General features: G+C 41.0%; 18 protein-coding genes. 12 read left to right on the top strand and 6 right to left on the bottom strand.

What is annotated here, in order from left to right; translation table 11 throughout:
- Nucleotides 1-99 precede the first annotated feature (99 nt).
- Nucleotides 100-564, top strand: a complete 465-nt coding sequence (locus tag IWX76_RS03685) for a lysozyme (RefSeq protein WP_196858515.1) — start codon at nucleotides 100-102, stop codon at nucleotides 562-564.
- Here the strand turns inward: IWX76_RS03685 and purE are convergent.
- Nucleotides 557-1,048 carry a 5-(carboxyamino)imidazole ribonucleotide mutase gene (gene purE / locus IWX76_RS03680; protein WP_196858514.1) on the bottom strand — a complete coding sequence of 164 codons (492 nt, stop codon included), beginning with the start codon at nucleotides 1,046-1,048 and terminating at the stop codon, nucleotides 557-559. The genes IWX76_RS03685 and purE overlap by 8 nt on opposite strands.
- A 57-nt stretch (nucleotides 1,049-1,105) precedes the next feature.
- Complete coding sequence (locus IWX76_RS03675) at nucleotides 1,106-2,245, bottom strand: 5-(carboxyamino)imidazole ribonucleotide synthase (RefSeq protein WP_196858513.1); 1,140 nt, start codon at nucleotides 2,243-2,245, stop codon at nucleotides 1,106-1,108.
- Between the two features lie 17 nt (nucleotides 2,246-2,262).
- On the opposite strand from IWX76_RS03675, the gene IWX76_RS03670 reads away from it, so the two are divergent.
- Nucleotides 2,263-3,492 carry an NAD(P)/FAD-dependent oxidoreductase gene (locus tag IWX76_RS03670; RefSeq protein ID WP_334641133.1) on the top strand — a complete coding sequence of 410 codons (1,230 nt, stop codon included), beginning with the start codon at nucleotides 2,263-2,265 and terminating at the stop codon, nucleotides 3,490-3,492.
- A gap of 59 nt (nucleotides 3,493-3,551) precedes the next feature.
- On the opposite strand, the gene IWX76_RS03665 is transcribed toward IWX76_RS03670, so the two are convergent.
- Nucleotides 3,552-6,803, bottom strand: coding sequence for an amidohydrolase family protein (locus IWX76_RS03665; protein ID WP_196858512.1), 3,252 nt, complete (start codon nucleotides 6,801-6,803; stop codon nucleotides 3,552-3,554).
- A 78-nt stretch (nucleotides 6,804-6,881) separates the two neighbouring features.
- Here IWX76_RS03665 and IWX76_RS03660 point away from each other — a divergent pair, with 78 nt between their 5' ends.
- The 9 genes from IWX76_RS03660 to rplT all read left to right on the top strand — a co-directional run bounded on the left by IWX76_RS03660 (nucleotide 6,882) and on the right by rplT (nucleotide 15,730).
- On the top strand, nucleotides 6,882-8,774 hold the full coding sequence (locus tag IWX76_RS03660; RefSeq protein WP_196858511.1) for a RecQ family ATP-dependent DNA helicase: 1,893 nt from the start codon (nucleotides 6,882-6,884) through the stop codon (nucleotides 8,772-8,774).
- Nucleotides 8,775-8,838: 64 nt separating this feature from the next.
- Nucleotides 8,839-9,549, top strand: coding sequence for a head GIN domain-containing protein (locus IWX76_RS03655; protein ID WP_196858510.1), 711 nt, complete (start codon nucleotides 8,839-8,841; stop codon nucleotides 9,547-9,549).
- The gene (locus IWX76_RS03650; protein WP_196858509.1) at nucleotides 9,549-10,868 is read left to right on the top strand and encodes an MFS transporter; all 1,320 of its coding nucleotides are present in this window, start codon (nucleotides 9,549-9,551) and stop codon (nucleotides 10,866-10,868) included. Before IWX76_RS03655 ends, IWX76_RS03650 begins: the two co-directional genes overlap by 1 nt.
- Nucleotides 10,869-10,878: 10 nt before the next feature.
- Nucleotides 10,879-11,607, top strand: a complete 729-nt coding sequence (locus IWX76_RS03645) for a (Fe-S)-binding protein (protein WP_196858508.1) — start codon at nucleotides 10,879-10,881, stop codon at nucleotides 11,605-11,607.
- Nucleotides 11,608-11,640: 33 nt separating this feature from the next.
- Nucleotides 11,641-12,486, top strand: coding sequence for a hypothetical protein (locus IWX76_RS03640; protein WP_196858507.1), 846 nt, complete (start codon nucleotides 11,641-11,643; stop codon nucleotides 12,484-12,486).
- Nucleotides 12,487-12,574: 88 nt separating this feature from the next.
- Complete coding sequence (gene thrS, locus IWX76_RS03635) at nucleotides 12,575-14,500, top strand: threonine--tRNA ligase (RefSeq protein WP_196858506.1); 1,926 nt, start codon at nucleotides 12,575-12,577, stop codon at nucleotides 14,498-14,500.
- 13 nt (nucleotides 14,501-14,513) lie between these two features.
- Nucleotides 14,514-15,083, top strand: a complete 570-nt coding sequence (gene infC / locus IWX76_RS03630) for a translation initiation factor IF-3 (protein ID WP_196858505.1) — start codon at nucleotides 14,514-14,516, stop codon at nucleotides 15,081-15,083.
- 26 nt (nucleotides 15,084-15,109) lie between these two features.
- Nucleotides 15,110-15,310: a 50S ribosomal protein L35 gene (rpmI, locus tag IWX76_RS03625; RefSeq protein ID WP_196858504.1), complete on the top strand. Its 201-nt coding sequence runs from the start codon at nucleotides 15,110-15,112 to the stop codon at nucleotides 15,308-15,310.
- Nucleotides 15,311-15,385: 75 nt separating this feature from the next.
- On the top strand, nucleotides 15,386-15,730 hold the full coding sequence (gene rplT / locus IWX76_RS03620) for a 50S ribosomal protein L20 (protein WP_196858503.1): 345 nt from the start codon (nucleotides 15,386-15,388) through the stop codon (nucleotides 15,728-15,730).
- 69 nt (nucleotides 15,731-15,799) lie between these two features.
- On the opposite strand, the gene IWX76_RS03615 is transcribed toward rplT, so the two are convergent.
- Entirely contained in the window at nucleotides 15,800-16,576 is a 777-nt protein-coding gene (locus tag IWX76_RS03615; protein WP_196858502.1) for an XRE family transcriptional regulator, read from the bottom strand.
- Between the two features lie 134 nt (nucleotides 16,577-16,710).
- On the opposite strand from IWX76_RS03615, the gene IWX76_RS03610 reads away from it, so the two are divergent.
- Nucleotides 16,711-17,061, top strand: a complete 351-nt coding sequence (locus tag IWX76_RS03610; protein ID WP_196858501.1) for a GIY-YIG nuclease family protein — start codon at nucleotides 16,711-16,713, stop codon at nucleotides 17,059-17,061.
- A gap of 59 nt (nucleotides 17,062-17,120) precedes the next feature.
- On the opposite strand, the gene IWX76_RS03605 is transcribed toward IWX76_RS03610, so the two are convergent.
- Both IWX76_RS03605 and IWX76_RS03600 read right to left on the bottom strand, forming a co-directional pair.
- A complete protein-coding gene (locus IWX76_RS03605) occupies nucleotides 17,121-20,114 on the bottom strand; it encodes a basic secretory protein-like protein (protein ID WP_334641124.1) in 2,994 nt (997 codons plus the stop codon).
- A gap of 176 nt (nucleotides 20,115-20,290) precedes the next feature.
- A complete protein-coding gene (locus tag IWX76_RS03600; protein WP_196858499.1) occupies nucleotides 20,291-22,753 on the bottom strand; it encodes a transglycosylase domain-containing protein in 2,463 nt (820 codons plus the stop codon).
- Nucleotides 22,754-22,824: the final 71 nt, after the last annotated feature.

Below are 22,824 nucleotides of genomic sequence, written 5' to 3'. Positions count from 1 at the left end.
TTGAATTGTATTAATTGCCAAGATTCTCAGATGTCTTATCTTTACTAACTCCATTAACTAATCTTTCCTACGTTTGTTATGAGTTTATAAAGCCATGTTATGAAGTTAGATGACGTAGGAGTTGATTTTCTGATTCAGGAAGAGGGGATGGTGTTACATCCTTATCTTGATAGCGCGGGTATTGCAACCATTGGGGTAGGTTGTACCTATTATGAGAACGGCACTAAAGTGAAGATGACCGATAAACCTATTACACGGGATCGCGCAATCGGCCTTTTCAAAAACACGGTAGTCACTTTTGAGCGTACTGTAACACGTGTGTTGCGGGTTGAGGTTAATCAAAACCATTTCAATGCATTGGTTTCCCTCTGTTATAATATTGGAGGCGGGGCTTTTGTCAATTCTACCGTACTGAAGAAAATAAATGATAAAGCCCCTTTGAATGAGATAGAAACCTGGTTTTTAGTATGGAATAAAGTGGGTTCTGCGCCCATCCTGCTGGGCAGGAGGAAACGTGAATTTGCACTGTATAAAACCGGCTTACCTGCTGTCCCGCTTATTTAGCTTCCATTTCGGCAGCGGTTTTTTCCACTGTTTCTCTCAGCTCATTTTTATATTGCTGCATTTTAACGCTCAGGTCTGCATCAGCTGTTGCTAAAATCTGTGCTGCTAATAGACCTGCATTTTTTGCAGCATTAAGGGCCACTGTTGCCACAGGGATACCGTTTGGCATTTGCAGGATAGACAATACAGAATCCCAGCCATCAATAGAATTTGATGATTTAATGGGTACACCAATCACAGGTAGGACGGTAATCGACGCTACCATGCCCGGTAAATGTGCAGCACCACCAGCACCTGCAATAATCACCTTTAGACCTCTGTTTGCGGCTTCTTTGGCATAATTAAACATTCTTTCAGGTGTACGGTGGGCAGAAACAACCGTCATTTCAAATGGAATTCCAAAACCTGTTAAGATGTCGGCTGCATCCTGCATGATGGGTAAATCGGATTTGCTACCCATGATTATGCCTACTTTTATGCTCATTGTATCTGTTTTTATGCTGTATTGACTTGAATATGTTGTTTTAGTTGCCGTCTGTGTTTAGGCTATTACTTTTAAAGCTTCTTGAATGTATTTTGCTTTCTCTATCGCACTTTCCCGGTTTTGATCCACAACGGTAACATGGCCCATTTTGCGAAAAGGTTTAGTATACTTTTTACCATATAGGTGTACGTAAACGCCTTCCAATGCCAGAATCTTTTCCAAACCATTGTATTTTGCTACACCATCGTAACCTTTTTCGCCCAATAAGTTGATCATCACCGCGTTCGTGATGCAACGGGTATCGCCAAGTGGCAGGTTAAATATTGCACGCAGGTGTTGTTGAAATTGAGAAACGTAATTACCCTCAATGGTCTGATGTCCACTATTATGCGGTCTTGGTGCCAATTCGTTAACTAATATTTCACCATTTTTGGTTACAAACATTTCTACAGCCAATATGCCTGTGATGTTTAGGGCTGAAGCAATATTTTTAGCGATGAGTTCTGCTTTCTGCTGGATAGCTTCCGGATAGGTAGAGGGGCTGATTAAAAACTCTACCAGGTTGGCTTCTGGATTGAATTCCATTTCCACCATCGGGAAAGTTCGCATGTCACCATTAGAATTTCTAGACACGATCACGGCGATTTCTTTTTCGAAATCTACCAGCTCTTCAATTAAACAAGGCCCTTCAAAAGCATCATCCAGTTCTTTAATGGTTTCGATTTTCATTACCCCTTTTCCATCATAACCATCCCTGCGTTGTTTTAGCATAAAGGGATATGCGAAATTGCTGTTTAGCATTTCCTGTTTGCCATTAACCAATATAAATGGCGAGGTAGGGATGTCGTTTTCTTTGAAAAATTGCTTTTGAACACCTTTATCTTGAATTAAACGAATGACCCTGGATTGTGGGAATACCAGTTTGCCTTCTTTTTCTAATTGTTCGAGCGCTTCGATGTTTACTTTTTCAATCTCAATGGTAATCACATCTGCTTTTTTACCAAAGTTATAAACCGTATCGTAATCTGTAATGGATCCGCATTCAAAGGTATTCGCGATATGCTTGCAAGGCGCATGAGTATCAGGATCTAAAACCATGGTGGTCAGGTTATAATTAATGGCTTCCTGTATTAACATTCGCCCTAATTGGCCTCCGCCTAGTATGCCTAATTTTAAATCGCTTATCTGTTTTGCCATCTCAATATGAAAAAGTTATGCTTATTTTGCACAAATTTAACAATATAAACGGATTGATGGATGCTGATGCTATAATTATTGGTGCTGGAGCTTGTGGGCTAATGTGTGCCGTGCAGGCAGGATTTATGGGTAAAAAGGTGATTGTGCTGGAGAAAGCCGATCAGCCAGGGGCAAAAATTCTGATATCGGGTGGGGGAAGGTGTAATTACACCAATTTATTTGCAACAGAAGAGCAGTTTATATCAGCAAACAAGCATTTTCTGAAATCTGCTTTTAAGCAATGGACCGTTGAGGATACGATAAGCTTTTTTGAAACCTACGGAATAAGTGGCAAAGAGAAAACCTTGGGACAGCTTTTTCCCGACGGTAAAAATGCCAGGGACGTGGTGGCTGTTTTTACAGATTTGTGCAGGGAGATGGGGCAGGAAATTCGTTGCCAGGCAAATGTTTTGGACATCGAGCAAACTGCCGAAGGGTTTACTGTCAGTTACGAAAAAAACGGTAAAACTGTAAAATTACATGCCGGAAAACTGGTGATGGCAACCGGGGGATTACCGATCCCTAAAATGGGAGCCACAGATTTTGCCTTACGTTATGCACGCAAGAACGAATTAAAAATTATAGCTACTGCGCCAGCATTGGTGCCGTTAACCATCACTGGAAAAGAGGAGACCTGGTATGCCCAGTTGTCGGGTAACGCCGTATTTTGTTCCATCAGTAACGATAGAATAGCTTTTGAAGAGAGTTTGTTGTTTACACACTGGGGCTTAAGTGGACCTGCTGTATTACAAATTTCTTCGTACTGGCGGGCAGGGGAAACGATTAACATCGACCTGCTTCCCAATAAAAATATCATCGAAATTATAGAACAGGAACGGAGTGAGCAAGGAAAAACCTTGTTATCAACGTTGTTTAATCGATATTATACACGCAAGTTTACCGAGGCCATGGCTAAATTTCTGCCTATGGATAAACCGGTTGCCGCCTTAACTAAGGAGGATATGGATACCATTCATTCCACGATACATTTGTTTAAAGTGAAACCTGCTGGCGACAAAGGTTATGATAAAGCAGAGGTAATGCGTGGTGGGATAGACACCAATGAGCTTTCGTCGAAGACTCTGGAATGTAAAAAGATACCAAACCTATATTTTGGGGGCGAATGTGTAGATGTTACTGGGTGGCTGGGGGGATACAACTTCCAGTGGGCCTGGGCAAGTGGTTTTGTTATTGCACAAAACTTATAAAATCAAAAGGGTGTAACACTTTTGATCGTGTTACACCCTTAATTGCTAGCTAAAACTAATTAATCACATTCTGGCACCGTAAAGGTCCAGGTTTCTGCTTCACCCATTGGCATGGCATAACCCATAGCTTTATTGGCTTCGAACCATAATTTAGGCCGCACCTTATCTCTGCTTCCGGTTTCGTTCATAGATAAACTATCATATAAACGACCGTTAATCATCACATATTTAATTTTTTCGGAGTTCCTGATGTCTTCCAGCGGATTGGCATCCATGACCACTAAATCGGCAAGTTTACCTTTTTCCAATGTACCCAGTTCTTTATCCATACCCAGGTATGCCGCACCGTTAATGGTGGCTACGCGGATGGCTTCAAGCGGGCTCATGCCGCCTTGTACAAACATCCATAATTCCCAATGTGCACCCAGACCCTGAATTTGTCCATGGGCACCCAAGTTTGCTTTAGTACCGGCATCTGTAATTTGTTTCACTGTTTTAGCTACTTCAATATGCCCATAGTCGCCATATTCAGCAGTGGTTCTTCTCCTGGCCCGCTGGTCAATAATCGATCTTGGCGTAAAAGCCATTAACCTTTCGTTTTCCCAAACATTGGTCCTGTCGTACCAATAGTTTTCACCCCATTGTGCACCATAGCTAACAATTAAAGTTGGTGTGTAAGCTACTTTAGTATTAGCCCAGAAATCTACTACATCTTTATATACAGGAGCAATTGGAATGCTGTGTTCAATGCCAGTATGGCCATCGGCAATCATATTCATATTGTGGAAAAAGGTAGATCCACCTTCAGGTACCACTTCCATTTGCAGCTGCCTGGCGGCTTCCAGAATCTGCTGGCGCTGCTCGCGGCGTGGCTGGTTGTACGACTTCACCGAAAAAGCACCAACAGCTTTTAAGCGACGAAGGCCGGCAAGGGCATCGTCAAGGCTGTTGACCACCACTTTAAAATCGCCTTCTGCACCATATAATATGGTTCCGGTAGAATATAATCTCGGACCAACCATACGGCCAGCTTTAAGCATTTCACTTTGGCTGAATACCATTTCTGTATTGCTTGATGGATCATGCGATGTGGTTACTCCAAAAGCAAGGTTGGCCAGGTAAGACCAGTCTTGTTGAGGTGACACGCCATCAGGACTGGTACGTAAATGTGCATGCACATCGATAATACCGGGCATAATGGTTTTTCCGGTTACATCTACTACAGTAGCTTCCGCAGGAATTGTTACCTCTGCCACGGTACCTACGTTAAGAATTTTATTGTTTTGCAACAGGATGGTTCCTTCTTCAATCACCTGGTCGCCCTGCATGGTGATGATTCTAGCGCCTTTTAACGCCACTAAACCGGTAGGCTTATCGGCCTTTAAACTTAATCCTAAGGATATACCGGCATCAGGCTGCGCTGCTGGAGCTAAGGTTGCTGTTTGGTTAAAAACAGTGGTGTTGTTAATGTCTTTGCTAAAATAGCTTTCGCCTAGTGTCCAGAATAGTTTATGGCTATCGCCACTCCAATGGATATAACTACCACCATCTTTACTTACTTTAGTAACCGGAATGGCTTTATTTGTTGACGATAACTCTAATTCAGCACCAATGGTGACCATAGGGGTGATATACACATTATAGAGTTCTGTAAAGGCCATCCATTTCCCATCCGGACTTGGAGCGAAATCTGTGGCATAACTGGAAGAATAATGAGTTTTTTCGTCGGTACCGTTTAAGGCAATGCTTTTAAAAGCTTTTTTTCCTTTGCTGTTGCTTTGAAAATAGATACGGCTGTCGTCGGCATTGAACTTCGGTTTAATGCCGTTATCAGAGATAAGTATTTTGTTGCCACCGTTTGCTGAAATGGTATAAATACCTGGGTTTTTGCCATGAGAAAAACCTAAAGTCTGATTACCTGTTCCTTTTCTATAAACAATTTTATCGCCATTACTGGAATATTTGGGCGTATAATAAAACCCTTTCTCATCGGTAAGGGTAATGGTTTTGCCGGTTTTAAGGTCAGTGCGTTTGATAGATCCTTTTAATTCGTCGCTCCAGGTGGTGTAGATCACGTATTTTTGATCCGGACTAATTTCTGGCTCGAATTCGAAAGCCATGCCGTTGGTTAGTCTTTCAGGTTTACCATCGGGCAATTCCTTTTTATACAGGTAACCAGCTGCGTTAAAAATGACAAACTTGCCATCCGTAGCTGTGGTTAGCTGTCTGATCATTTTTACCTTAAACTCATCTGCAAAAACCTGCTGTGGAAAATGAAGTGCATCCTGCACAGTTTGATTTGTAGTGGCCTGGAAAGGGATTTCGTTAACTTGTAAGGTGTTTAAGTCTAGGCGCTTTATCTTGCCTTTTGCATAGAAGATAATACTTTTTGAATCAGGTGTCCAGGCGAAATTTGGGTAGATACCAAAGATGGCCCAGGTTTCCTGCTGGTCATGAGAAAGGTCTTCAAATAAAGGCATTTCTTCACCCGTTTGTAGATTTTGGAGGTGCATGACCGTTTTCAAGCGTACCCTTTTCACATAGGCCATCATTTTCCCATCGGGAGAAACCTGTGGGCGGGCAGCACCACCTTGTTCGGCAATAAAGTTGGTTAATTTTCCTGAGCTCAGGTCGAGCTGGCGTATGGCATAGATCATGCCATTGGGGTCCTTACTGTATTCGAAAGTAGGGCCGGGCGACATGTCTTCGCTAAAATACAGGAATTTGCCGTTTGGTGAAACATTTGGTTCGCCGGCATCCTGCTGGTCGTTTTTTCTTTTAGTTAATTGCACACCATCACCACCGTGAATGTTATACATCCACATTTCACCAGCCCCTAAAGAACGGGTACCTGTATAGTGTTTGCGGGCAATAAGGTATTCGCTATTGGGCATCCAGGTGGCATTGTTTAATAACCTGAAGTTCTCTTTGGTCACCTGACGTTTGTTTGATCCGTCGCGGTTCATGATCCAAATGTTATCACCTCCACCTTTATCGCTGGTATACGAAATATACTTTCCATTCGGACTGAAGCGTGGTTGTACATCAAAGGCAATACCGCCGCTGAGTAGGGTGGCTGTACCACCGGTAATAGGCATCACATAAATGTCGCCCAGCATATCAAATACAATTTCCTTACCGTCATTGCTAACGTCAAGGTTCATCCAGGTGCCTTCGTTGGTTGTAATGGAGAAGTTTTTAGTTGTTCCTTTGTATTTTTCAATATCCCACTTGGGTTTTTCTTTGTTATCTTGGGAGATAGCCGGAAGTGTACAACCTAAAAGAAGAATAGCGAGTAGATTTTTGCGCATAGTTTGTGTGTAGTTTACCTTGTTCAAGCCTGCAATTTAATAATATCAGTTCATTTTTATAGTTTTGAATTACCTTTTATGAATAAAGCAGACATATTAAAGCAGTATTGGGGTTTCGATTCCTTTAGGCCCTTACAAGAAGATATTATAGATGCTGTTTTGGCTAATCGGGATACTATGGCTTTATTGCCCACCGGAGGCGGCAAGTCCATTTGTTTTCAAGTGCCTGCCATGGTACAGGAAGGCATTTGCCTGGTGGTATCGCCCTTGGTGGCGTTGATGAAAGACCAGGTGGAGAATTTAAAGGCGCGCGGAATTGAAGCTGTTGCCATTTATGCGGGCATGGGGAAAAGAGAAATTGATATTTTGCTTGATAACTGTATCTACGGCAAGATCAAGTTTCTTTATTTATCGCCCGAAAGACTGCTTTCGGAGATCGTTAAAGAACGTATTTCTTATATGAAAGTGAATCTGATTGCGATAGATGAGGCACATTGTATTTCGCAATGGGGTTATGATTTCCGTCCACCTTATTTAAAGGTGAAGGATTTGCGATTAATACATCCTGAGGTACCTGTTATAGCCTTAACGGCTACAGCAACCCAATATGTAAGAGCAGATATTATTGACAAACTGGAGCTGACGGATCCTGCTGTTTTTGTAAAGAGTTTTGCCCGCAAGAACCTCAGTTATGTGGTAATGGACCTGGAGGATAAATATAAAAAGCTGATCGACATTGTACGCAATGTTAAAGGTTGTGGCCTGGTGTATGTGCGAAACAGGCGTGAAACGGCTGAAGTAGCGTTATTCTTGCAAAGGAACCAGTTTGCTGCTGATTTTTATCATGCCGGACTGAGCCGTGATGAGCGCTCGCGAAAGCAGGAAGCCTGGAAAAACAACAGCATCCGAATTATGGTAGCTACCAATGCTTTTGGAATGGGCATCGATAAACCTGATGTCCGGTTTGTGATACACCTTGACCTGCCGGAAAGTTTAGAAGCCTATTATCAGGAAGCAGGGCGTGCAGGTCGCGATGATCATCGTTCTTTTGCGGTATTACTAGCCAATACTTCCGACCACCATAATTTAAGACGTAAATACACCGAAAGTTTCCCCAGTGTAGAAGAAATCAGGAAAACCTACCACTACCTGGGAAGTTATTATCAGCTTGCTTATGGGGTAGGGCAAGGCCTGAGTTTTCCTTTTGACCTGGCCGATTTTTGTAAACGTTTTGATAGGAGTGTGCTAAAAACCATCTCTGCGCTGAAGTTTCTGGAACATGATGGCTATTTAACATTGTCTGATAACTTATTTCTGGACTCGCGTGTTATGATGCTGGTGGGCAATGAAGATTTGTATCGGTTTCAAATTGAAAATGCAGGATTCGATCCTTTAATTAAAACCTTATTAAGATCGTATGGTGGTTCTTTTGATCAATATGTAAAGATTAAAGAGAATGATATGGCTAAGCGCCTGGGGGTATCATATAATACTGTAGTGGCCATGTTAAAAAGGATGCAGGACATGGAAGTGATTTCGTATTTGCCACAGTCTGATGAGCCACAGCTTGAGTTTATTTTGCCACGTGCAGATCAGCAACATATGGACATCGATGTGAAATATATTGCCCTGCGTAAAAAAATACAGGATGACCAGATTAACGCGGTGCTGACTTATGCCAGCATGCCGGTATGCAGAAGTATACAGTTGTTGACTTACTTTGATGAGTTACATCCCGCTAAATGTGGAGTCTGTGACATTTGCCTTGCGGAGAAAAAGGTTCAGGATGCTGATGAAAGATTAGAAAAAATTGAGTTTGAGATTGCCACCTTATTGCAAGGGGGTGCGCATAGCCTGACTGATTTAGTAGGTGCGTTGAAAACGGGGACAGAAAATGAAAAACTGGATCGGATTCGTGAATTGCTGGATGCAGGAAAAATAAAAACTGATGGTAAAAACTATTACCTTTAAATTATGTTGCTCAAACAGCTAAAAACATTTAAATTGCCTCACATATACTATATACCCCTAATTTATGAAACGACTTAGCCTTTTATTATTAGCATTTCCTTTAATATTAACTTCTTGTAAAACTGAGTGTGTTGAAGATGCAGGTATGCGTGTATCACATGTTAACACCGTTGATCGTTTCGATGAAGTGGAAGTGCAGGGGGCTATAAAAGTTGTTTTTCACCAGGATACAAGTTATGCGATTAAAGTGGAGGCAGATTCTAATGTTGTTGATCAAGTAGAGGCCTCCGTAAGTCGTGGAACTTTAAAATTAAATCTTGATCCAGAGAAATATTGTGGTACAGATTCAGTAGTTGTTTATGCGGGTATTGGAATGTTGAAGTCTATTAAAGCAGGGGGTAGTAGCAGTCTGGCTTCACAGGGGCGACTTAACCTTGGCGACTTGAAATTAACGTTAACAGGTAGTACAACTGTAGATTTAGACCTTAATGCAGCTAAAGTAAATACGGAGGTTGATGGTACGGCTAATTTAAAACTGAGTGGACAAGCTGGAATACATGAATTAAAATCTAAAGGAGCTCTTAATCTGGATGCTTTTGATTTTGTGGTTGGCCAGTATAACCTGAACATGGAAGGTGTTGGAAAATCAAACATCAATGTGCTTAATGAATTGAAGGTGGAGAGTACGGGTTCTAGTGAAGTTTTTTATAAAGGAAACCCTAAAAAAATTGATAAAAAGAAAACCGGTAACGCCCGATTGCAAAAAGTAAATTAGTGGAATTAAAGAACAACAAACGGGTTATCCGGTCCTGGGCTTTCTTTGACTGGGCGAATTCTTCTTATAATCTGGTGATTACGTCAACCATTTTCCCCGCTTATTACTCCATCATTACCCGAACTGCCGAACATGGCGACCAGGTGACTTTTTTCGGGATACCTTTTGTAAATACAGCCTTGTCTAATTATGCTTTAGCCGCTGCCTATCTGGTTGTGGCCTTGTTATCACCTGTGCTATCGGCTATGGCTGATCATAAAGGGAATAAAAAGATTTATATGCAACTGTTTACCTGGCTGGGTGCTTTGTCATGCTGTGGGTTATACTTTTTTAAACTGGAAACTTTAGAATGGGGCATTATCTGTTTTGCGCTGGCTGCTATTGGTTACGGGGGTGCTTTTGTATTCTACAATTCTTACCTGCCAGAAATTGCCACCCCTGACCGCCAGGATGCGGTGAGCGCCAAGGGTTTTAGTTATGGTTATATAGGTAGTGTGCTCATCCAACTCATCTGTTTTGTGTTTGTTTTGAAGCCTGAATGGTTTGGCATTACTGATATGAGTTTTCCACCACGACTTTCCTTTTTACTGGTAGGCATTTGGTGGATCAGCTTTGCACAAATTCCATTTAGGGTACTTCCAAAGGGGAGCCCTAACTTTAATGCCACCGAACAAAGGAAAATATCCAGTGGATTTGTGGAGTTGCATAAGGTATGGAAGCAAATTAAGGGCATGAAGTTGATGAAGCGCTTTCTCTTTGCCTTCTTTTTTTACTCCATGGGTGTGCAAACGATTATGCTCGTATCGGCAAGTTTTGGCGAAAAAGTGTTACACTTAACCACACCAAGCTTGATTGGGGTTATCTTGGTTATACAATTGGTGGCTATTGGTGGTGCTAATGCAATGTCGCGCCTGGCGCAGGCTTATGGAAATGTAAAAGTGTTAATTGCAGTGGTCATCATCTGGATATTCATGTGTATCAGTGCTTATTTTGTGTCTACAGAATTTCAGTTTTATATTTTAGCCGCTGTAGTCGGATTAATAATGGGGGGTATTCAGTCCTTATCCCGTTCTACCTACGCTAAATATATCCCTGCAAATACTCCAGATACTGCCTCTTTTTTTAGCTTTTACGATGTGGCTGAAAAAGTTGCAATTGTAGCGGGATTAGCTAGCTTTGCATACATAGAGGAGCTTACGGGGAGTATGCGAAATTCTGCGATTGCTTTAACCTCCTTTTTTATCATTGGCTTATTATTGCTCCTTTCACTTCGTAAAGCTGAGGTTAAATTATTTGCAACACCCATTCAGATTAAATAAGATCCTTTAAATGAAAATAGAATTATTTGTACCCTGTTTTATTGATCAGTTATATCCCGAAACGGCTTTTAATACCATAAAAGTATTGGAAAAAGCAGGTTACGAGGTGAGTTACAATCCAAATCAAACCTGCTGCGGACAGCCTGCTTATAATGCAGGTTACTGGGAAGAAGCCAAGGAAACTGGTAATAAGTTTCTTTCGGATTTTTCAGACCAGAATTACATTGTTGCACCTTCAGCCTCTTGTGTAGGTATGGTGAAAACAGGTTTTAATGATTTGTTTACCAATACCATTGTTCACAATAAATGTAGAACAATACAAGGGCACATTTTTGAATTATCTGATTTTCTGGTCAATATTGCTAAGAAAGATTACTTCGGCGCAGAGCTTGATGGCAGGGCAGTATACCATGATTCCTGTAGTGGTTTGAGGGAATGTAAAATTAAGGATGAACCACGGCAGCTGCTTTCTAAAGTTCACGGATTGGAAATGGTAGAGATGAAGGATACTGATATGTGCTGCGGATTTGGTGGTACGTTTGCTGTTAAGTTTGATGCTATCTCTTCGGCTATGGCAGAACAAAAAGTGAACAATGCCATGGAACAGGAAGTTGATTACATTATTTCGACAGATTTATCTTGTTTGATGCACCTGCAAGGTTATATCGATAAAAACAATATACCTCTAAAAACAATGCACCTTGCCGATGTACTGGCAAATGGCTGGTTGGAGAGTTAGTCTTAATCGCTTCATAAAAAACAATACATACTGATGAAAAAAATTGTTCTGGCTGTCATTGCCCTTATTGTCTATTGCCTTCCTTTAAGTGCCCAAAAAAAATCTGGTGCCATACAATTTGAAACTAAGTTTAATCCGGCTGCCATGGCTGAAGCAAATGGGATGACACTTAATGCGGAGATGCTAGCCAGGATGCAAAGTTCAGTTACGCCTTTTGAATTGCTTTTTAATGCTACTCATGCCAGTTACATGAAAGTGGAGGAAATTGAGGACAGCAATAGCGCTGGTGCTGGTATGGGCCGCGGATTTGGTCAGGGAGGAGCAAATAACCGTGATTATTATTATGATCTTGCATCGCAGAAGCTGACGACCGTGTTTGAGCTGAATGACACCACCTATTTTATGAACATGAATTTGGGTAAAGCGCCGGAAGGTATGGCGATGATGCTAAACCGTGGTGTGTCTGCGCCGCCGGTAATTGAACATCTTAAATCTGATGAAACAAAGAAGATTCTTGGCTTTGACTGTCAGAAGGTGGTGATTAAAACCACCAGCAAGCGTAAAATCAGAGATGAAGAAAAGGAAATTGTAGATGAAACCACGGTGTGGTACACAAAAGATTTGGGTTTTGACTTTTCACCAAACCCTTCTTTATGGACTGAAGGTGCGGTTCTCGCTATTGAAGGAAAAGGGTCCAGTACTCTGGCTACCAGCATAGAATATAGAAATGTAAGTGCCCGTGATGTCACCCTGCCCAAGAAAGGAACTGTGATTACTCCCGAAGCTTATCAGGCTAAAATGGAGGCAAGGATGAAAGCGATGCGTGAAAGACAAGGTAACAGGTCTGGAAATGGAATTAGAAATATTGTCATTAATTAGTATTTTAATTTACCTTTGTTTTTCTAAAAATCACACTGTAGGTGGTTTAAATTAATAAAATATTTAACTTCATAAATCATAGTTGTAGATGATTAATATTACACTCCCTGACGGGTCAGTCCGTCAGTATGAAAAGGGCACAACAGCCCATCAAATTGCCTTATCCATATCTGAAGGACTAGCCAGAAACGTATTAGCTGCTGAAGTAAACGGTGAAGTTTGGGATGCTACCCGTGCTATTGAAGCCGATGCATCTGTAAAATTATTAACGTGGAATGATGCCTCAGGTAAAACTACCTTCTGGCACTCTTCGGCCCATATTATGGCAGAAGCATTAGAGTCACTTTATCCAGGGACTAAATTTGGTATTGGCCCGGCTATTGAAACCGGCTTTTATTATGATGTAGATTTCGGTGACAGAGAATTCTCTTCAGATGATTTCAAGGCCATTGAAACCAAAATGCTGGAAATCGCAAAAAAGAAAGAAGTATTTGTTAGAGAAAGTATTGCAAAAGATGCGGCACTTCATTTTTTTACGGAGAAAGGCGATGAGTATAAACTTGACCTTTTAGAAGGCTTAGAAGATGGAAAGATTACTTTCTATACACAAGGTGAGTTTACAGATCTTTGTCGCGGACCACACATTCCACATACCGGCTTTATTAAGGCGGTGAAGCTAATGAATGTTGCTGGTGCTTACTGGCGTGGAGACGAAAACAGAAAACAGCTGACGCGTATTTATGGGGTTACTTTTCCGAAAGCCAGTGAGCTAACGGACTATCTTCATTTAATAGAGGAAGCGAAAAAACGTGATCACCGCAAACTAGGTAAAGAGCTGGAATTATTTGCTTTTTCTGAGAAAGTAGGTGCAGGTTTACCATTATGGTTGCCTAAGGGTGCTGCATTGCGTGAACGTTTAGTGCAATTTTTAACTAAAGCCCAAAGTAAATCAGGTTATGAACAAGTGGTTACGCCTCATATCGGGCATAAAAATTTGTATATCACTTCTGGTCACTATGAGAAATATGGTAAGGATGCTTTCCAGCCAATAAAAACGCCACAGGAAGGGGAGGAGTTCTTCTTAAAACCGATGAACTGTCCTCACCATTGTGAGATTTATAAAGTTAAACCTCGTTCGTATAAGGATCTTCCTTTACGCTTTGCTGAATTTGGAACGGTCTATCGTTATGAGCAAAGTGGGGAGCTTCATGGTTTAACTCGTGTACGTGGTTTTACCCAGGATGATGCCCATTTGTTTTGCCGTCCGGATCAGGTGAAAGAAGAATTTAAAAAGGTTATTGACCTGGTTTTATATGTATTTAAGTCTTTGGGATTTGACGACTATACCGCTCAGGTTTCCCTTAGAGACCCTAAGAACAAAACCAAATATATCGGTACTGACGAAAACTGGGAGCTTGCAGAATCGGCTATTATCGAAGCTGCAGACGAAAAAGGCTTAACTACAGTTGTAGAATATGGTGAGGCTGCATTCTACGGTCCAAAGTTAGACTTTATGGTAAAGGATGCTTTAGGTCGCAAGTGGCAGTTAGGAACGATACAGGTAGATTACAATTTACCAGAACGTTTTGAACTGGAATATACAGGTAGTGATAACCTAAAACATCGTCCGGTCATGATTCACCGTGCACCTTTTGGTTCATTGGAAAGATTCATTGCGGTACTGATCGAACACTGTGCAGGGAACTTCCCGTTGTGGCTTTCTCCGGAACAATTTATCATACTTCCTATTTCAGAAAAATATGAAGATTATGCGAAAAAAGTTTCAGATGAACTAAATAATTCCGATATTCGCGGTTTGATTGACTTTCGTGATGAAAAAATCGGAAGGAAAATCAGGGACTCAGAAGTGAAGAAAATCCCTTACATGCTGATTATTGGCGAAAAAGAGATGGCAGATGGCAAGGTTTCTGTGAGGAAACATGGTGAAGGAGATTTAGGGGAGATGACATTGCAAGAATTCAGAGAGTTATTAATTAAAGAAATTACAATTTAAACAGAAAATAAATTTGGCATTAGGCAGACCAGGATTTAACAGGGGACCACGTCCTCCTTTTAAGAAAAAAGAAGCAGAACATCACATTAATCAGTATATCAAGGCTCCAGAGGTGAGATTGGCAGGAGATAATGTTGAACCAGGGATCTATCCTTTGGCAAAAGCTTTGGCCCTTGCCGACGAGTTGGAATTGGATCTGGTAGAGATATCTCCAAATGCGGTTCCGCCAGTTTGTAGGATAATTGATTATAGTAAGTTTGTTTACGAGCAGAAGAAAAAGCAGAAAGAAATTAAAGCTAATGCTAAGCAAACTGTAATTAAAGAGATACGTTTCGGACCTAACACTAACGATCACGATTTTCAATTTAAACTAAAACATGCGGTTAGTTTCTTGGAAAACGGAGAGAAAGTACGGGCTTACGTACACTTTAAAGGTAGAGCAATTGTATATAAGGAACAAGGAGAGATTTTGTTGCTTAAATTCGCTCAAGCTTTGGAAGACATAGGTAAAGTAGAGCTATTACCTAAATTAGAAGGTAAGCGTATGTTTTTAACACTTGCTCCTAAGGTGCAGAAAAAATAAGTAAATTACATAAATAAACACAGGTTATGCCAAAAATGAAAACCAATTCCAGTGCTAAAAAGCGCTTCAGGCTTACTGGAACCGGTAAAATTGCAAGGAAAAACGCCTACAAAAGCCACATCTTAACAAAGATGTCTACAAAACGTAAGCGTAACTTAGGTCACACAAGTATGGTGTCGGCTGCAGATACAGGTAACGTTAAACGTATGCTTGCCATCGGTAAATAATTTAATTTTTAACCAGGTACTCGGTAGTAAGTTTGCTGAAATACGCAACACCGTTTATCAAAAAACAACAACACTATGCCACGTTCGGTAAACGCAGTAGCTTCGAGAAGAAGAAGGAAAAAAGTCCTAAATATGGCCAAAGGCTATTGGGGATCAAGAAGCAAGGTTTTCACCATTGCTAAAAATACGGTTGAAAAAGGTTTGCAATATGCATACCGTGACCGTAAAGTTAAGAAAAGAGAATTCCGTGGATTATGGATTCAACGTATCAACGCTGGAGCACGTCAACATGGTATTTCTTACTCTCAACTGATTGGTAAATTAGCGACTAAAAACATCGGTTTAAACCGTAAAGTATTAGCTGATTTAGCAATGAATCATCCTGAAGCTTTTAAAGCTGTTATTGATACAGTTAAATAAGATAACGATTCGTTATACATAACAAAAAAGGGAGCTATTAGCTCCCTTTTTTGTTATGTCAAGTTTTTTTTAATTCCTGTTTAACTGCGACAATGATTTCTGCATTTGCGACATCATGTTGGTTAATGTTTCAATAGTTGGTTCTGGTGTTGGGTCGGGTAGGGTTGAGCTAAAATACGCTTTTGCTTTCCAGATCTCCAGGATATCTTCAGCGGCAATATGGTAAGGATCGTACACTTTGTTGTCTGATACTAATTTAAGCTCTTTGTTCTCTTTAAAACGATTGCCAGCGCGTTTATAAACTACGCCTTCATTTTTACTTACGATCACATAGGTTTCTCCTGTTTTTACGTCATTCCAGTTATCCAGGTATTCGCCTACGATGATACTTCCAGGTTGAATGGGTAGCATGGAATCACCTGTAATTTCAAAAGCACGAAAAGTTCCTTGTTTTAAACTCGGGAGGGGCAGGTGGAATTTGGGCAATTCCCTGATGTACTCCGGGTCAGCGAAACCATTCAAATAACCTGCGCTCGCCTTTACAGGAACCAGCTCAATATTCTCATTATCGTCTTTATCTACCGAAATGCTAAGGATGCGTAGGTTTGAACCCTGGCTTTTCAGCTTAGGTTTCCACTTATCGTTGATTTCTTCATTGATAAACTCATCAATGCTAAATTCATAGAATGTTGCTATTTTCTTTAGCAAGTCGTATTTTGGTTCTGCGCGATCTTCTTCATAAGCACCAACCAGAGACCTTTTAATCCCAATAGCATCAGCGAATTGCTGTTGTGTAAGGCCTTTTTTCTTCCTAAGGTATTTTAGGTTAGCTGAAATATTTGACATAAAAATAAATTTTAATATTCTTTTGTTTTTACTAAACTAATTAGTATTATTGTGCCAATAAAGTTAGTAATATTAATTGGCTGTACAAATATATATACTAACTAATTTAGTTGAAAACAATTTAAGATAAAGCTATGAAAAATTTTGTGTACATCCTGACCGATAGGAACAGAACCAGTTTGCATGTAGGCATGAGTGCTGATTTGTTAAAGACCTTATCTTTTTATAAACAAATGCCTAATTTATTTTTCGATAGCGGCCAGCAGCTTAGCAGGCTAATTTATTTTGAAGAGTTTAAAACGGAAGCACAGGCCTTGGGCCGATTTAAATTAATCAGCAGGTTTACCCGCATGCAAAAGGAACGTCTGGTACGATCATGCAATCCTGATTGGGTAGATTTAACCATTGGTTTGGATTTCGAGCACATCACTTTAAATAAAGCTATTGATATGCAGGTTACACTGCCTTTGAATATCATGTCATAATATAAAAATGTCCCGGGGTAGTTAACGCCCGGGACATTGGCTTTTAAACGCTGATATAACTACCAACCTGGGGCAAAAGTTAATCCAAAGACCCCTGCTTTTACATCTTTTCGTTGGAAAGGAAAAGCATAATAAGGCTCTAATACAAAATATCCAAATATATTTACCCGTAAGGAGACTCCCGCACTCAACGCTGGGACCCTTTCTGCAGGCGTTCCGTTTGGCAATAACACGCCGTTCGGCTGGCTCTTAAATACCACCTTTGAATCTTCCGTCCAAGCTACGCCAGCATCAAAAAATAGGTTCAAGTCTGAAAAGAAAAAATTTGAAGGAATTTGCGCCAACCTTTTTGGCCCTGTAAAAGGTAGCCTCACTTCAAAATTGAACACGGCGATTTTACTTCCTGATAATTGGTTGATGTCGAAATTTCCTCCTGCACTTTGGTTATTGTATAAAGAGTTGGCTTCATAACCTCTGATCAGGTAGGGGTAACCGATAAATAAGGGATACAGGTTCTCGCCCTGCTCTCCCAAACGCATATAGGTATAAGCCCTGGCTGCCAAAGTAAATGGTTTCACCCGTACATATTTCCTGCCATCCAGGTTAACCGCCGAGAATTGATAATCACCGAAGTACTGTTCACCACCTACGCGGTAACGAAATCCGTCTAGCGGACTGGTCATGCCAAAAATGGAATTATCACCTACAAAGGCAACATTGGTGTTGAAAATATTAAATGATTTAAAAGATACCCCCAATTCTTCTCCAGCTTGCTCTGTTGGAATTTTTCTTTTATCAGATCCTAAATAGAAGCCTGGAAATCCATCAATATTCTCATAATAATTACTGTAGCGATCTATGCGGTAACTGTACCTTGAAAAAGCGCCACCGGTTTCAATACGGTGTGCTTTATTAAATGGATAACTTGCAAATAATTGAGCCTGGTCTTCAAAGGTCCTGATGATATTGGTGCGGTCAGAGATGACGTCAAGCGTGCCGCCTTCTACTGGTATGGTTTCAGGTGCAAAATCTCTAAAACCGGTAATATAGGGAATGTGTGATATGGCCGCACCCCAGTTAATTCTTTTCTCCTGATTAATATAACCCACCATCCCGCCAAAATCATACACTTCACCATTGACAGCAAGATTAGCTATAATTTGATTACGACCAAGGATATCGCTAAACATCCCAACGATTCCACCCATCACACCTGTGCCGAAACGACTTGTGGAAACACCTACGCCGCTATTGGCCAGGTAATCCAGTTTGAATTGCGGGCGGTAAGCAACCATGCGCAGCGAGTCGTTTGGTGTTTGATCGAAGCGCCTGAAGTTAGAAAGATTTGAGTTGATGATATTGATCCCGTGGTTGTTTATTGGAGGGAGAATAGCAGCTGTAAAATCTACCGCTTGTGCATCCACTGCAATGGCCTGGAATTGGTTTCTTTCGGCATGATACAAGGTGTACCTTTGCGCACGATAATAACTGTATATAATTTCATCGTTTCTAGAAACCGATATGGCAGGGGAGTATTCTGTAATGCCGCTAATGCCGGTGAAATAATCTGTTAACTGCTCTACGGTCCCTTCTGCTAAGTGATATTCGTATAAATTTCGGAAACCATCGCGGTTAGACAGGAAGTATGCCTTTTGGCTATCACCAGAAAATTGTGCATTTAGGTTGTTGGCCCCCGGAAAAACAGGCAGGTCAGTTAAAGTTTTATTTTCGCGATCGTATATAGTTAAATTGATAGGGTGGGTAGCCTCTGTGGTGTTTGATACAACAGATACACGGTCGGATGAAAAGATAAGTTTTTTACCATCCGGTGAAAAATTTGGTGCATAATCTGAATATACATCATCCGTAATGGCAGTGATCTTTTCATTGTCCAGGTTATAAGTGAAGATATCACTTTGTCCTTCTACCATTCCTGAAAAAGCTATTTCTTTTCCATCTGGCGACCAGCTCAAGTTGCCGAACTGCTCCACCTGTTGCATATCTTTATGTAAAAGGGTATTTCCTTTTTCGATGTCGATGATAATCATCCGGTTTTTCCCTTTACTAAACACCGTAAAAGCAAAACGCTTGCTGTCGGGCGACCAGGTACCCGCTGACTCTAAAAAGCTAAAATCGTCAATATGGGAATTGTTTACCTGACTACTCAACTTTCTGATGATCCGTCCGGTTCTGGCATCAGCAAGGAAGAGGTCAATGCCGAATAAATCTTTTTCCGACATAAAAGCAAGGTATTTTCCATCCGGACTAATTGCAGGGGCCACATTCATGTTCCCTGCATTTTTATTGTCGACAATCTTCGTTCCAGTCAATTTTACCTGTGCACTATCCGCTTTTAACATCGGTCGGTAATGCGCCTCAATAGCATTTTTCCACAATCCTGACAAGGTTTTATCATCGTAGCCTAAGGTGTATCTTAAGCCATTTTCATAGCCATACCTTGCTGTATTTTTCAATAGCGGTACAATGGTGGTATCACCGTATACCGAACCTATAAAGGTCCAGAAAGCCTGGCCATAACGGTAAGGGAAATATCGGTTAGAATTTGTAAGGTCTTTTAAGGAGGGGATATCCCGGTTTAACAAGGCATCACGCATCCACATGGCAGTAAAAGCATCTTTTTTGCCAATAGACAGGTATTCTGCCATTCCTTCAATCATCCATAATGGCACCTGGCTCACATTCTCCAGGCTCAGGCTATCCTGCACTAAAAGGGAATGGTATTGAAAGGCATGAACCAACTCGTGGCCAAGCACATGACGCGTCTGGCTGTTAAGCTCCATCACTGGCATAATCACCCTGTTTTTCAAGGCTTCGGTTACGCCGCCTGTCCCCACGCCAATTTCGCCTTGCAGCGCCGTGGTTTGCTGAAAGTCAGGATGGTTACTGTATAAGATGATAGGGTTTTTTTTAAGGAAAGTATCTCTGAATACTTCCTGATGCATTTTGTACCAGGTCTCCGCATCCTTGGCGAAGCGTTTAACCAGCTTGTCGTTTTTGATGTAATAATACAGCTCAAAGTGTGGGGTTTCCATCACATTGAACTTTACGTTTTTATACCTGACTCTATTTTGGCCAAAGTACTGTGCGTGGACAGCTAACGAGGTTGACGTTAGTAGCAATAAGACTGTAATTAACCGTTGAAAAATTTTAGATATTATCTTCATCGTTTAAAAGGTTAGGAGTTGTAAAGCGTTATATACAGGAAAGTTTACCTGTTGTTTGGAGGATCTAATTTAGCCTTTTCTTTTTCTTCTTTCCGTAATTTTCTTTTCAATTCCCGCTCTTCTTTTTTCGATATGGGTGGTGTAGCTGCAGCTGGTGTAGTGGTCGGGTTACCTGCTTTCTTCTGTTGCTGGTTAATCAGCTCCATTTGTTCCGGAGTTAGCGGATCCAGCTCTTCTACTACAGGCTCTTGCTGTTCAACCGAATCTACTGCCACGCTATCCTGGGTGGTCGTATCGGGCACGTAGCGCGGTGTAGGACAATTGTATTTAATATTGATTTTTACTTTTGCCTTAGGGAAAGGACCATAAGTATAACCTGTAGTTTCATCATGGTAAACTTTTTCCATAAACTTAGCAAATATCGGAAGGGCTGTTCTCGAAGCTTCGCCAGTTTCGCTATTTTTAAAGTGTGCTGTACGTTCATCGCAGCCTACCCAAACGCCGGTAACCAGGTCTTTCGTAATCCCCATGTACCATGCATCCACATAATCTGATGAGGTGCCTGTTTTACCACCAATCTGGTTGTTCTTTTTCCAAAGGTCCCATTCCCATAGGGCCTGTGAAGTGCCGCCTGGTTCTTCCATACCACCCCTCAACATATAAAGCATTAACCAACTAATCTCTTCTGTTAGCACTCTTTTTGTTTTGGCTTTAAACTCCTCGATCAGATTGCCGTCCAGGTCAGTAATTTTCTCTACAAGTATAGGGTCGGTTTTAATACCGTTATTTAAAAAAGTACCATAGGCCCTTACCATTTCATACACAGAAACATCATTTGGACCTAAACTTACTGAAGGAACTGATTGTAATTTGCTGTCTATTCCAACCTCATGAGCCCATTTTACGACATTGTCTGAGCCTACTTTTTCTGTAACCTGTGCCGTAATGGTATTTACAGATCTGGCCATGGCTAAACGTAAGGACATGTTGCTGTAAGTATTGGAATAACTGGCATTTTTAGGTTCCCAGTATTCAGTTTTCCCTTTCTCCTGATAGGCGATGCTTACCGGTTTATCAACAAAAGTGTCGCAGGGTGACAAACCGCTTTGCAGGGCAGCCAGGTAGGCGAAAGGTTTAAAGGTAGAACCCGCTTGCCTTTTACTCTGGTTAACATGGTCATATTTGAAAAATTCATGGTCTATGCCTCCCACCCAAACTTTAATTTTTCCTTCAAAAGGATCGAGGGTCATCATCCCTGCATTTAATATTTTACCGTAATAACGTATAGAATCCATGGTAGAGAACAAGGTATCGCGATTTCCACTCCAGCTAAAGACGGTCATTTTCTTTTTGCGGTCGAAATAAGCATCAATAGAATCCTGGTTGTTGTCGTATTTTTTCTTCAGCATGGCATAAATAGGTAGGGTTTGCCTGGCGCGATTAGGAAAGTCTACTTTGTTATTTTCCGAATCATACCATGGTTCTTCCTTACCCCATGCATTGTAGAAGCGTTTTTGCAAAGTTTTCATTTGCTCATTAACAGCTTCCTCCGCATATTTCTGCAGTTTAGAATCAATGGTTGTATAAATCTTTAATCCATCCTCATACAGGTCATACCCATTGTCATCACACCATTTCTCCAGGTACTTCGCTACCGCAGTACGCAGATAAGAGTCCTCATCACCATTGTTATCTACAAGGCCTTCCTTAAGTTTTAGGGGGGTATTTTTGTACCTGTTGTATTCCTGTGTATTGATGAACCCGTATTTGTTCATTTGTGATAAAGCTACATTCCTCCGTTCTACAGAACGTTCAGGATTTCTGGTGGGGTTATACAAAGTTGTAGCTTTTAACATGCCAATCAGCAAAGCCGATTCTGGTACCTCCAGTTTGTTGGTTTCTTTATCAAAATAGGTGCGGGCAGCTGTTTTGATGCCGTAGGCGTTATTTCCGAAAGAAACCGTGTTTAAATACATGGTTAGGATTTCCTCTTTTGAATAGTTAGCTTCTAACTTTACTGCGGTCATCCATTCTTTTAACTTGGACATAATGGTACTCACCACTGGAATGCTTTTGAATACTCCCTGCGATTTATTATAGCGGGTGCGGTAAAGGTTTTTAGCAAGTTGTTGGGTTATGGTACTTCCACCACGTTTATCACCACTGGCTGTTGATATACCACTTGAAACTAAGGATATAAAATCGATCCCCATATGTTTGTAGAAACGGGCATCTTCGGTCGCTATCAGGGCATTAATTACACTAGGCGCAATTTGGTCGAAGGCTACAGGTGTTCTGTTTTCTTTAAAATATCGGCCTATCAATACGCCGTCGGCTGTATAAAGTTCTGAACCAACACTTTGTGTAGGGGCTTTGATGTCTTTATAGGAAGGGGAGTAACCGAATAACCCTAAAAAATTCAGCTGCAATGCACAAAAGAAAAGTAAAATAGAATAAATAAATATGGCTGTGTATCGTAAGTATTTATTATGTATCTCTTTAAACATGGATAAATATCATAAAAATGGTTAACAGTTTTAGTTAAATAGTGTTAAATCGGCCAGTGCTGATCAAACAA

Source organism: Pedobacter sp. CAN_A7 (assembly GCF_015752175.1).
Taxonomy (GTDB): Bacteria; Bacteroidota; Bacteroidia; order Sphingobacteriales; family Sphingobacteriaceae; genus Pedobacter.
The sequence above is the reverse complement of the archived record's forward strand: the minus strand, read 5'-3'. Positions and strand labels throughout refer to the sequence as shown.